Below are 12,440 nucleotides of genomic sequence, written 5' to 3' on the forward strand. Positions count from 1 at the left end.
GGAAACAAGAATATAGAATCAAGAGACAAGACAGAGAGCAATAATGTCATCTCAATACGCAATACTCATTACTCAATACCAAACATCATTTCTTAACATACATCAATGTTTTCGCAGTCAAGGCAGCGTATTTTTGTATAGATTAAAAACGTATGACAATGAAAACAAGAAATATTGAACTGATTTTAACACCTCCGGCTCCGCACATGGTTGGCGATGGATTCAGGGTACATAATTTTATTCCAGGTTACGGGTTGAATATGCAACGCATGAGTCAGGATTGCGCTCGTTTACAATAACGAGTGCATCATTATCCGGCGTTTATAACGCCGTAAGTTTGCAGAAATTTCTTAACATATATCAATGTAGCCGTAGATAAGGCAAAGTATCTTTGTATAGATTAAAACGTATGACAATGAAAACAAGAAATATTGAACTGATTTTAACACCTCCGGCTCCGCACATGGTTGGCGATGGATTCAGGGTACATAATTTTATTCCCGGCTACCGGTTGAATATGCAACGCATGAGCCCGTTCATCATGCTGGATTATAATTCTAAATTCTACTTTCCGCCAACCGATAAACCCAGGGGCGTAAGCGTGCATCCTCACCGCGGATTTGAAACCGTAACCATTGCTTATCATGGTAAAGTAGCGCATCATGATAGTGCAGGTAACAGCGGCGTTATTGCCGAAGGCGATGTACAATGGATGACAGCAGCCTCGGGCGTATTACATAAAGAATATCATGAAAAAGAATACAGCAAACAGGGCGGCGATTTCCAGATGGTGCAGCTTTGGGTAAACCTGCCAGCCAAAGATAAAATGTCAAAACCCCAATATCAGGAAATCACTAATGCAAGTATCAATAAATATACCCTGCCGGGTAACAATGGCGTTATTGAAGTAATAGCCGGACAGTACGAGGATGCTAAAGGAACGGCCAGCACGTTTACGCCTGTTCATTTGCAAAACGCCAAGTTAAATAAGGGAGCCGTTGTACCGTTTACATTTCCTGCCGGCTACAATACCGCATTGCTGGTTATAGAAGGAAGCATCCGTGTAAACGGCGAAGAAAAAGCTCCGGCAGATAATTTTGTAGTATTTAAAAACGATGGTGAAACATTTACCATTGAAGCTTTGGAAAATGCTGTGGTGTTGGTTTTAAGCGGTGAACCAATTAACGAGCCAATTGCCGCTCACGGGCCTTTTGTGATGAATACCCGCGAGGAAATTGTGCAGGCTTTTAACGATGTGAATATGGGTAAGTTTGGTTACCTGGAAGAATAAAAAAAGGGTTTTTAAAAAGTCAATAAAGCCAACCAATTTACAGTCACGCTTCCCCCGAATTCTCGGGGGAAGCGTTGTAGCCACAATGAACTAATCCTTCGACAGGCCCAGGATGACCATAGCAGACTTTTTAGATACTTGTGCCTAATCGTAGTAAGTAGACACGTGTATTACCCTGCATACTTTTCCAGGAAATCGTTATATGCCAGCTTAATACCTTCAGGCAGTTCTATCGTGTGTTTCCAGCCGTAGCTGTGCAGCTTAGAAACGTCCATCAGCTTACGCGGCGTGCCATCGGGTTTCGAGATATCGAAGGTTAATTCACCTTCAAAGCCAGTAATATCCTTAATCAGCAAAGCGAGGTCTTTAATGGTAATATCTTCGCCGGTGCCGATGTTTACCAAACCCGGTTCATTGTAATGCTGCATTAAAAAATAGCAGGCTTCGGCCAGGTCGTCAGCAAACAAAAACTCACGCCGTGGCGACCCGCTTCCCCAAATGGTTACCGTAGGTTGCTTGTTAACCTTGGCCTCGTGAAATTTGCGGATTAATGCCGGTAAAACGTGCGAATTTTGCGGGTGATAATTATCGTTATAGCCATACAGGTTAGTTGGCATTACCGATATGAAATTACAACCGTATTGGTCGCGGTAAGCATCACAAAGCTTAATACCCGCGATTTTTGCAATGGCGTAAGGCTCATTAGTATGTTCTAACGGTCCGGTAAGCAGGTAATCCTCTTTTAGTGGTTGTGGCGCCAGTTTCGGATAAATGCAGCTTGACCCCAAAAACATCAGCTTTTTAACGCCGTTAAGGTAAGCGTTGTGGATAATATTATTCTGAATGCACAAATTATCGTATAAAAACTCGGCCCTGTACGTGTTGTTAGCTACAATGCCGCCTACTTTGGCTGCGGCCAGAAATACATAATCGGGTTTTTCGGCAGCAAAAAACTCGGCTACAGCCTGCTGATTTCTTAAATCAAGCTCTTTGGATGTACGGGTAATGATATTGGAATATCCCTCTTTTTCAAGCTTTCTGAAAATGGCAGAACCCACCATTCCACGGTGCCCGGCAATGTAAATTTTGGCGCTTTTTTCCACGTTATTTTAATTGGGAGGTAAAGATAGATATTTTTGTGCCTTTAACATTCACAGATGGGTAAAGATAAGTTACGCCGGTTTGCCGAGATCAACACATTTTCAAACGTTTTGCAGTTGGATGAAGGTAAGGTAATGAAGGGCAGATGGGCTTCAGAACATTTTAAAAATAATCACCCCGTAGTGCTTGAGCTGGCTTGCGGTAAAGGCGAATATACCGTAAACCTGGCAAGGCTTTTTCCGGAAAAGAATTTCATTGGAATTGACTACAAGGGGAACCGGATATGGCGGGGAGCTAAAACCGCGTTAGAGGAAAATATACCTAATGTTGCCTTTCTGCGCATCCAGATAGAAAATATACTGGATTATTTTGCCGAAGGTGAAGTATCGGAAATATGGATTACATTTCCTGACCCCCAGCCGCAAATCAGCCGGGAGAAAAAGCGGCTTACCTATCCGGGATTTTTGGATAAGTACAAAGCTATTTTAGAGCACGCCGGAACTTTGCATCTTAAAACGGATAACGATGGCTTACATGCCTATACTGCGGGAAAAATTGAAGAACTTGGCTTAAATTTGCATCTTAAAACAGAAGATCTATACCAATCTGACCTGGTGGACGATGTGCTGGCGATTAAAACCTATTACGAGAAAAAATACCTGAACAGCAATAAAAACATTAATTATCTGAAATTTAGCTTTCACTGATGGAAGAAATGAGCTTCTTTGAGCAGGTTTATGAGGTTGTACGCCTTGTTCCGGCAGGGCGAGTAACTTCGTATGGCGCTATTGCCAGATATTTAGGCACAAAAGGTTCGCGTATGGTAGGTTACGCCATGAACGGTTGCCCGGGGAAAATTCCGCCGGTTCCGGCGCACCGGGTAGTTAACAGCAAAGGTATTTTAACCGGCAAGCGCTTTTTCAGCACGCCAACCCTGATGGAGCAGTTGTTAGCTAATGAAGGCATTGCTGTAGTAAACGACCGGGTACAAAATTTTGAAACCATTTTCTGGGATCCGGCTATTGAGCTGACTTTATGATAAGCCGTTAAACTTTGAATCGCCGCATGGCTCCTGCGGCGATTCAAAGGAACGATGTGATCCTTCAGGCTGTGCTCAATGAGGAAGGCTTTGGATAATCCCCTTTTATAAATAATTTATAAATAAAAAGAAAAGAGGCTGTCCGAAAGTCAAAAATGCGGTCATACTGCTTCACCAATCAACGTACCTGTTTCAAAATGACCACTTTTTGAGAAGGACATCCTCTTCCTGGACCTGCACGGTAGAAAACCGGCACAGATCACGCTGATCTAAACCTTATTTCTTTGCCAGCAGGTTTACAGCCAGCTCAAATTCGTCGTCAATAGCTTTATCGCCAATGCTTGCAAAAAAGCTTTTTGAACCGTAGCGTATGTCGTATTTGGTACGGTCTACTTTTATGGTTGGTGCAGTTGCCGTAATTACATTGCCCTGCCGTTTTACAGTTGCCAAAAAGCTGATCGGGTTAGTAATGCCTTTAATGGTTAAGTTTCCAGTAATGTTTACCTGATTTGCACCGGCCGGAGTAACTTTGGTAATTACAAAGGTTGAAACCGGGTTTTTTGCCACACTGAAAAAATCATCCGATTTAAGATGTCCCAGCAATTTTTGAGCATACTCACCTTCCAGGTCGGCATTGGTTATAGAGTTCATATCCAATGTAAAATTGCCGGTTTTCAGGTTATTGCCCGATGCGGTCAAGCTTCCTGAAGCCAGTTTAATAGTGCCATGATGCTGCCCGGTAACCTTTCGGCCGATCCAGCTTACAGATGATTTATCCGTGTCAACCGTGAATTTTTCGTCGGCCGATTTATTCGTGAATGCAGCTAAGCCGGCAATGGCTACAAAACCTATCAGTACCCTTAATCTTTTCATAATTTTCTTTTTTTAGTATTAAACAAATGCAAAGGTAAATCAGAAAAATAGATGTTTAAACATTAAATAGATTATTTACACTTATGTGTCAATCTGCAAAAGGCAGAGTGACGAAGAACCGGGCTTTTTAGACACCCGCAGTTGTTTCTGCTCCTTGTCGTGTCTCTTGCATCTATATTCTTGTTTCTAAAAATACTATCTTCCATGAATGATGAACCATTAGCCTATCTTCCACTTATAACGTAAAACTTATAACGTACAACATAAAACCTACAACTTATACCTTACAACCTTTATCTTTGCAAGCCATAATCAGCAGATTTTATCATGTCAGATCAGAAGAGAGTGCGTGTTCGTTTTGCGCCCAGTCCAACCGGCGGATTGCACTTAGGCGGTGTACGCACCGTGCTATTTAATTACCTTTTTGCCCGTCATCACCAGGGCGATTTTATTTTACGTATTGAAGATACCGACCAAACCCGCTATGTAGAAGGGGCCGAACAATATATCCTGGATTGTTTAAGCTGGTGCGGACTTATTCCCGATGAAAGGCCGCAATCAGGGGGCGAATATGGCCCATACCGCCAGAGCGAACGCAAGCACCTGTATGCACAATATGCCAAACAATTAATAGATAACGGCCATGCGTACTACGCATTTGATACACCTGCCGAACTGGAACAAATGCGTAACAGTGTTGCTAATTTCCGTTATGATCATAGCAGCCGCACACAGTTAAGAAATTCATTAACGCTTTCCGCAGATGAGGTTAGCCGCTTATTGGAGGGCGATACACCTTATGTGGTGCGTATCAAAATGCCCGAAGACCAGGTTGTTTCTTTTACTGATGCCATACGTGGCGAAATAACTTTCGAAACCTCGCAGGTTGATGACAAAGTACTGCTCAAGGCCGATGGCATGCCCACTTACCATCTTGCCGTAGTGGTTGACGATTACCTGATGAAGATAACACACGCCTTTCGTGGCGAAGAGTGGCTGCCATCTGCACCGGTACACCTGTTATTGTGGGAATACCTGGGCTGGAAAGATGCCATGCCGCAATGGGCGCATTTACCGCTGATATTAAAACCCGACGGCCACGGCAAGCTCAGCAAACGTGACGGCGACCGCCTCGGATTCCCGGTTTATGCCATGAACTGGCTCGATCCGCGAACCGGGGAGCTCACCAAAGGTTTCCGCGAACTGGGTTTTTTGCCGCAGGCATTTGTGAATATGCTGGCCATGCTGGGCTGGAACGATGGCACCGACCAGGAGATTTTCACCCTGGAAGAGCTCATTGAAAAATTTTCGCTGGATCGCGTAAGCAAGGCAGGCGCCAAGTTTGATTTCGAGAAGGCCAAATGGTTCAATGCCGAGTGGATAAAACGCCTGCCGGTTGATGAATTATTACCCGCGGTAAAAAACGTTTTGGCCCAACATAATGTTACACACACAAACGATGCTTACATAGAGCAGGTGCTCCGCTTAGTGCACGACAGGCTTACATTCATCAACGATTTCTGGCAACAGGCGTCTTTCTTTTTTGTTGCACCACAACAATATGACCTGGATGCCGTTAAGCCCAGGTGGAGCGAACAAAAAACAGCATACTTTAATAAGCTGGCAACTTGCTTTGAAGCGTTGCAAAGCTGGGATGCTGCCGGACTGGAAACCGTATTCAAAGAGCTTGCCGCCGAAGATAACCTGAAAACCGGAGAGGTGATGCTGCCTTTCCGCATTATGCTGGTTGGCGGAAAGTTCGGGCCGCAGGTTTTTGATATTGCAGCGCTGTTGGGTAAAAACAAAACATTAGACCGGATTGCTAAAGCCTTAACCCTGATCAGGGAATAAGGTTGTTTATGGTGAGCTTGCACAGATAACTGGATTTTTAATATATTCACGTATATATGAAGCGTTTAATTATCGTAACCCTACTGGGTTGCCTGCAGCTTACCCGTTTACAGGCCGAAACTATAAAAACCGGCGTACTGGTTATTAATGGCAACGCCAGCGGCGTAGCAGCGGCTATACAGTCGGCCAGATCAGGTGCCAAAACCATACTGGTAGAATCTACCGGTAAGTTAGGAACCGGTATCTCCAAAGCCGAGAATATATATCCGGCAGGACTTTATCCCGAGTTTATCAAACAGGCCAAAGCAGTAACCAAAGACAGCCTGCTTACTCACCTGGATGAAGCAGCCGTTGCCCGCGTAATAAAAAGCATCACCGATACCGTCAAAAATCTTACGGTAAAATTGAATACCAGCATTGCATCGGTTAAAAAGAACGGTAAAGGCTGGATGATCAGGCTGGCCAGCGGAACTTATATTAAAACCGATGTTGTGGTAGATGCTACCGCCGATCATCGCATTATCAAATCAGCCGGAGCTAATGTTGATAGTACGCTTATCCGCACACAAACGGTTGTTCCGCCTTTCAGTAATGAGCTTTACAGAACCAGCGTAGCCATTGGAGCTGCCAGTAACCAACCGTATGTTGTACCGCTGGGAGCGCTGATAATTACAAATGCCAGCAACCTGTTAACCACAGGAAACGTGAACGTTTCAACACCCGATGCTATGTTTGCCGGGCAGGCAGCCGGCGCTTCGGCAGCATTTTGCGCTTTCTTTAAAAAAACAACCAAAGAGCTGGATGTTCGCCTGATACAGGGCGAGTTGCTGAACTACAGATCCATGCTGGTTCCTTATGCCGATATTTTACCGTCGGACACCAACTATATAGCCATACAGCATATCGGCCTTACGGGATTAATTCCTTTACAGTACCAAAATAACAAGCTGCTTTTTTCGCCCGACAGCCCTGTAACCATTGCCGATATTAAGCCCACCATGAAAGCCTATTATTCACGCAGCCAGATCTGGTTCCTGGATAAAAAAGACGAACAGCAGCTCACCCTGGCCGATGTGTTAAGCCTGATCAAATACTCGGCCAGCCGGGGCGAAGAGCTAAACCGCGAAGTTGAACAAGGCTGGAAAGATTCATTTGCATTTACCGGCAAGTTCGATCTCAAAAAGAATATCACACGCCGCGAATTTGCCGTATTGGCCGATACTTATCTGAAACCCTTTAGCCGGGCTGTAAACCACAAAGGAATATTGATCAATTAAATAAATTTAATGATTCTATAGTTTTAATCTATATACCTATCAATAAAAAGAATAGGGATTTTCTGTTATTGGTTAGCTAAAAACTAAGAATAGCCGTACCTTTACATCAGAAAAAAATAAAGACGATTATGATAACTATAGGAGAAAAATTTCCGGCATTTTCTAAGACTGCCGTTGTAAGCCTCGAAAAAGGAAAAGAGTTTGAGACCATCACCTCAGATTACCTGGTAAATGACGATAACGTATGGACCGTATTCTTTTGGTGGCCGAAAGACTTTACATTTGTTTGCCCTACCGAAATTGCTGAGTTCAATAAAGCTTATGGCGAATTTCGCGACCGTGATGCCCGTGTAATCGGAGCTTCTACCGACTCTGAATTTGTTCACCTGGCATGGCGCAACAACCACGATGATCTTCGTGAATTAAAATTCCCGATGCTGGCCGATACTTCAAAGTCACTGGCTGAAGATCTGGGGATCTTAGAACCAACTGAAAAGATTGCTTACCGTGCAACATTCATCATTGATCCTCAGGGAATTGTACGCTGGGTATGTGTTAACGACTTAAATGTTGGCCGTAATGTAAAAGAGGTTTTACGTGTGTTAGACGGCTTACAAACTGACGAATTATGCCCTTGTAACTGGGAAAAAGGTCAGGCAACACTGAGCGTTTAATTAAATAGAATAAATCACTGATGTCAAATCCTCGCCCTGGCGGGGATTTGCTTTAAAAGGACCATATTATGAGCGAAACTACAGAAGTAATTAATGAGCTGCTGACAGGCTTTGGCTTAAATGATAGCTACCGTACATCAAGCCTGGAACTGCTCGAAGCCGGAGAATCGCGTTACCTGCGTGATCTGAAAGTAAACTTTAACAGCATATTAACTTCAGAGCATTTATCGGCCAAAGAGATTGCGCTTATCGCGATAAGCGTTTCGGTGAATAACCACAACAAGCCACTCATTGCATATTTTACGCAAATGGCGCAGCAAAATGAGGCTACCGCCGAAGAAATTGCCGAAGCCACAGCCTGCGCATCACTGTTATCATCCAACAATATTTTTTACCGTTTCAGGCATTTTACACAAAAAGAAAAATATAGCCAGATACCGGCACGCATCCGCATGCAGATCATGGTGAAGCCGGTAACCGGTAAAGAATTTTTTGAGCTGATGAGCCTGGCCGTTTCGGCAGTGAACGGCTGCGAAATGTGTGTCAATGCACACGAAGATTCGCTGATCAAGCTGGGTACTACCGAAGAACGTATTTTTGATACTGTACGCATCGCCTCACTGATCACAGCTACCGGAAAGATCATTTTTTAAATTAACAAGTATAAAAGCATCCGAAGTTTAATTTACAGGAACTTCGGATGCTTTTTTGTTACAGTTATTTATATACCGACCGGCTTTACTAAACCTGCGATTTTAAGGTATCCTTTAATCCAGTACTAGCCTTCTCACCTTTTCCGTTCGACTTTTTCGTACTTTTTACTGCCGGTTTACCAGCATCCGGAGCTTTCAATATAAGTTTATAATCTCCTGCTTCTAACACTTCAAAACCTATCTGTCCATTTTTGTTCACGGTTAGGTTTGTAAAGTTTCCTCCGGGATTTTTACCGCCTTTCACTACAATACCGCCAATAGGCTGCCCCGGTCTGGCCATTGAAGCATCCTGGCTCCGTTTAACCCCTTTTTCGTTAATACTCTTTCCCTGCGGCTCATTTTTGCGCCCACCGGTGTACGTTCTTTTTTCTCCATCTACGGCATCCTGCCTTTTAACTCCTTTTTCATTAATGCTTTTTTCTACAGGCTGCTCCGGTATGCTGAGCTGGAAAAGATAGTTTCCGGCTTCCAGATTATTCAATAGTATCTCTCCTTTGCTGTCAGATATAACCATAATGTTATTTCCCCCGGGATTTTTACCGCCTTTTACTACAATACCGCCGATAGGGCTTCCGGGCATGGCCCGTTTGGCAGGGTCATACAGTGGGTTGTCGCCTTTTGTCCCATTTCCTTTGTACAACGGGTTGTCACCCTCGTTTGCCGCTATTCCCTGAGCGACTTTCTCTCCAAAAGTCTTTCCCTGTGTTCGCTTTGGTGTAGTAACATTCATGGAAATGCGGCTTGCCGCATTAGTGGAATCAGGCGAATTTGTATTGTCAACTCCCTGTGGCTTTATTAATTTTCCCGGTGCGGCATAAGAAGCCGATGCAGCACCTGCAGGTTTTGCCGGGCGTTTTTTCCCAATGGCCATTGTTATTCCGAAATTAAGCTTCATGATACGATACCTTTCGGTGCTGGTACTGCTTTCCCAGGTTCCCCGGGCAAGCTGACGGGGTTCGTACGTGTTTTTATCATTAAAGCCGCCCTCCGGAACCAGGAAATACGTTGTATGCTTTGTTTCAGGCCCTATGTCTATGGATGGGCTCAAAAAAAAGGAAAAGTTTGGGGCAAAGTCATACCCAATTTTTACCTGCGGCTTAACTACAAATCCATTGGTATTTTGCGGCTGTGTTTTTACCAGGTCTCTTTGCTGCGTTTGGCCGTTCATGGTTACGCTGCCATTTTGCACATATCCTTTTTGCTTTACCTGCAGATACCCGGAGTTTATGGAAGGTGAAAAGTTAAGCTTTCCCAAAGCAATTCTTGCCTGAATACCAATCAGACCGGAAAAGCTTCCTGACATTGTTCCACCTGATTGGGAAGTAACTTCAACATTTCCTCCGTATACCTGATACCGGCTTGCTGCACCGGCATTATCTGGCGGGAGATTTCTGATACCGGTATAATTGCCGGAAATATTTACACCGAGTGTAAAACCGCTACCTTTTACACTGCCATCCCATCCTTTTCTATATAAAGATACAAATGCGTCGGCTTGTAAATTATAGCCATTACCCATTAAATGGGTTTTTGCAGCCTCAGATGTTTTGGATGATCCGGCTCCAAGGGATAGCCATAATTTGCTTTCCTGGGCAAAGCTGCTATGGGCCGGGATCAATATAATGCAGAGTATAAATCTTGTTTTCATGTGCTTCTATTTTGAGTTACAACTATATATCAGAACTTATATCGATTTGTTACCTGATAAGAAGCATTTTTCGTTGTTGGCCTCTTCTTGTTCGATTGACCGCCAACGTAAAAACCCAGATTCACATGATGCTTTTATGCTGAAATAAAAAAGAGGAAGTTCCGCAGCTTCAGCGAAAACCCTCCTATTAAAGGCTTACCTTATGCAGCCAAAGCTGCTTGTCATCTGTAGTATTACCTAAATAAAACAGCGTTGTTTTATCGGATGACAAATAAACCGGAAACTTATCATTAATTACATACTGCTTGTTGCCGGGATATACTATGGAGCCTGCCTTACCGTTCGTTATGGGCATATACTTCGGGTATTTATTTCCTTTTTTAGTGTACTCATACGTTGCCCATAAAACCGAGCCATCATTTAATACACTTAATAGTTGCGGAGCCGAAGCCTTCTCGGAAGCCGGTTCTGTTTGCGGAAAAACATAATGTGCCTTTATATTTCCCTGAGCGTCTATAACGAAGCCATAATTATCGCTCCGGCGGGGTTTCGTGTCTTCACGAAGCTTCCTTGATAGCTGGTATATGAATCTGTTGGGCCTTATAATCACCCGTTTGATGGGCACTTCAGGGGAAAGGAATTACCGGCCGGAATAATAGATTTACGTGCGGGTTGCAAACCCTTAGGCGGAAGCATTAATCTTTTACGTTAGCTGATCTCAAAACCGGGAACAGGTTATGCGGTAACGGTTATTTAACATGATACCCAGTACCAGCTCATGTGTACCTCGCTAATATTTCTAAGCGCCGAGGTTGTAATATCGTACGAATAGCTAAGATTAAGAAAATACCCGATATTTAAACCGGCCAGTACCGAATATGAATCGTTATTTCTGAAACTGCCGCCTACCCATACCTTATCCCGAAAGGCAAACTTAAAATTAGCATCAATAGCCAGCGGAGCATTAAGCCAATAAGTAAGCAGCACCGAAGGGATAAGGGCTATTTCATCCGCCAGGAAAAACTTATATCCGGTTGTACCATAAAATACCGGTTTTTGATAGGGCAATATACTTTGCTGTCCGTTATCAGTAACAGCCCTGCTACCTAATAGCTGCTTTGCCGAAATTCCTAAAAAATACTGTGCGCTGTACAACCAAAGGCCTGCACCGATATCGGGCCTGATCCTGTTATTATAATCGGCAGATAATAAAGGATCTGATGTATCATCCACTTTTACATGCTCCACATCCACACTTATAGACGATACGCCGCCGGAAATCCCAAATGCCAGGTTTACATCATTGCTTAAACCAATGTGGTAAGCGTAAGTGGCATTAATGGTTGTTTGATTGATTTGCCCGGCCTTATCATTTAAAATATAAAAGCCCACGCCGTGGTGCGGCTCTGCCCAAGAATAATTATTTACATACGACCGGCTCATGGGATTGTCTCCCTCGCCGGGAAAAGAATTTATAGACGATCTGACAAAATCATTTCCTACCGGGGCGTGAATGGACACATATTGCGTAACCGGAGCTCCCTCAATGCCTTTCCATTGATCGCGATAGCCCATTTTTATATCAATATAATTGTCAATGCCTGAAACCGCCGGATTTAATAAATAACTGTTAAATACGTAGTGTGTGGTTCGCAATCGCTCCTGGGCCCGCGTGTAAACACAGCTTATAATAAATACAAAACAGTAAAATGCTTTCATAGATGGATAAGCATGCTCCAATTGTTTATCAATAATAGCATTATTTCTTAGAAACATGCTAATATTTTATTCACTCTGTTAAAATTTCGAATGATCTCACTAAAGGTCTATTGGCGTACAACAACTAAAAAAGTAATGAAAACGTTGCAAATTATTTTTTTAATACTTATCTTTAACCATAAGGTTGACCGCCTTGGAACAACATAAAAATCTTTTATAAAACATTTAAAAACAAGTGTTTAGTTGGTTCAGGG

Annotated in this window: 12 protein-coding genes and 1 pseudogene; 8 read left to right on the plus strand and 5 right to left on the minus strand. The window is 43.4% G+C overall.

From position 1 onward, the window contains the following. Positions 1-158 precede the first annotated feature (158 nt). Together FW774_RS02010 and FW774_RS02015 are read left to right on the plus strand one after the other, a co-directional pair. A pseudogene (locus FW774_RS02010) lies at positions 159-275 on the plus strand (pirin family protein); the annotation flags it as partial. A gap of 140 nt (positions 276-415) precedes the next feature. Next, complete coding sequence (locus tag FW774_RS02015) at positions 416-1,291, plus strand: pirin family protein (RefSeq protein WP_149346484.1); 876 nt, start codon at positions 416-418, stop codon at positions 1,289-1,291. A 170-nt stretch (positions 1,292-1,461) separates the two neighbouring features. Here the strand turns inward: FW774_RS02015 and FW774_RS02020 are convergent, their stop codons facing one another. Beyond that, positions 1,462-2,394 carry a GDP-L-fucose synthase family protein gene (locus FW774_RS02020; RefSeq protein ID WP_149346485.1) on the minus strand — a complete coding sequence of 311 codons (933 nt, stop codon included), beginning with the start codon at positions 2,392-2,394 and terminating at the stop codon, positions 1,462-1,464. Positions 2,395-2,448: 54 nt separating this feature from the next. Here FW774_RS02020 and trmB point away from each other — a divergent pair, with 54 nt between their 5' ends. Both trmB and FW774_RS02030 read left to right on the plus strand, forming a co-directional pair. Continuing rightward, a complete protein-coding gene (trmB, locus tag FW774_RS02025) occupies positions 2,449-3,099 on the plus strand; it encodes a tRNA (guanosine(46)-N7)-methyltransferase TrmB (RefSeq protein ID WP_149346486.1) in 651 nt (216 codons plus the stop codon). Continuing rightward, complete coding sequence (locus FW774_RS02030; RefSeq protein WP_149346487.1) at positions 3,099-3,431, plus strand: MGMT family protein; 333 nt, start codon at positions 3,099-3,101, stop codon at positions 3,429-3,431. Before trmB ends, FW774_RS02030 begins: the two co-directional genes overlap by 1 nt. Positions 3,432-3,707: 276 nt before the next feature. Here the strand turns inward: FW774_RS02030 and FW774_RS02035 are convergent, their stop codons facing one another. Then, complete coding sequence (locus FW774_RS02035; RefSeq protein ID WP_149346488.1) at positions 3,708-4,304, minus strand: YceI family protein; 597 nt, start codon at positions 4,302-4,304, stop codon at positions 3,708-3,710. 327 nt (positions 4,305-4,631) lie between these two features. Here FW774_RS02035 and gltX point away from each other — a divergent pair, with 327 nt between their 5' ends. The 4 genes from gltX to FW774_RS02055 all read left to right on the plus strand — a co-directional run bounded on the left by gltX (position 4,632) and on the right by FW774_RS02055 (position 8,759). Then, complete coding sequence (gltX, locus tag FW774_RS02040; protein WP_149346489.1) at positions 4,632-6,155, plus strand: glutamate--tRNA ligase; 1,524 nt, start codon at positions 4,632-4,634, stop codon at positions 6,153-6,155. A gap of 56 nt (positions 6,156-6,211) precedes the next feature. Then, positions 6,212-7,432 (plus strand): FAD-dependent oxidoreductase, encoded by a 1,221-nt coding sequence (locus tag FW774_RS02045; protein WP_149346490.1) that lies wholly within the window; start codon positions 6,212-6,214, stop codon positions 7,430-7,432. 128 nt (positions 7,433-7,560) lie between these two features. Beyond that, complete coding sequence (locus tag FW774_RS02050) at positions 7,561-8,106, plus strand: peroxiredoxin (RefSeq protein WP_187774778.1); 546 nt, start codon at positions 7,561-7,563, stop codon at positions 8,104-8,106. A 68-nt stretch (positions 8,107-8,174) separates the two neighbouring features. Continuing rightward, positions 8,175-8,759: a carboxymuconolactone decarboxylase family protein gene (locus FW774_RS02055; protein ID WP_149346492.1), complete on the plus strand. Its 585-nt coding sequence runs from the start codon at positions 8,175-8,177 to the stop codon at positions 8,757-8,759. 88 nt (positions 8,760-8,847) lie between these two features. On the opposite strand, the gene FW774_RS02060 is transcribed toward FW774_RS02055, so the two are convergent. The 3 genes from FW774_RS02060 to FW774_RS02070 all read right to left on the minus strand — a co-directional run bounded on the left by FW774_RS02060 (position 8,848) and on the right by FW774_RS02070 (position 12,243). After that, on the minus strand, positions 8,848-10,467 hold the full coding sequence (locus FW774_RS02060) for a collagen binding domain-containing protein (protein ID WP_149346493.1): 1,620 nt from the start codon (positions 10,465-10,467) through the stop codon (positions 8,848-8,850). 187 nt (positions 10,468-10,654) lie between these two features. Continuing rightward, entirely contained in the window at positions 10,655-11,092 is a 438-nt protein-coding gene (locus FW774_RS02065; protein ID WP_149346494.1) for a hypothetical protein, read from the minus strand. 128 nt (positions 11,093-11,220) lie between these two features. Then, complete coding sequence (locus FW774_RS02070) at positions 11,221-12,243, minus strand: type IX secretion system membrane protein PorP/SprF (protein WP_242457674.1); 1,023 nt, start codon at positions 12,241-12,243, stop codon at positions 11,221-11,223. Positions 12,244-12,440 lie beyond the last annotated feature (197 nt).

Source organism: Pedobacter sp. BS3 (genome assembly GCF_008274585.1).
GTDB lineage: Bacteria > Bacteroidota > Bacteroidia > Sphingobacteriales > Sphingobacteriaceae > Hufsiella_A.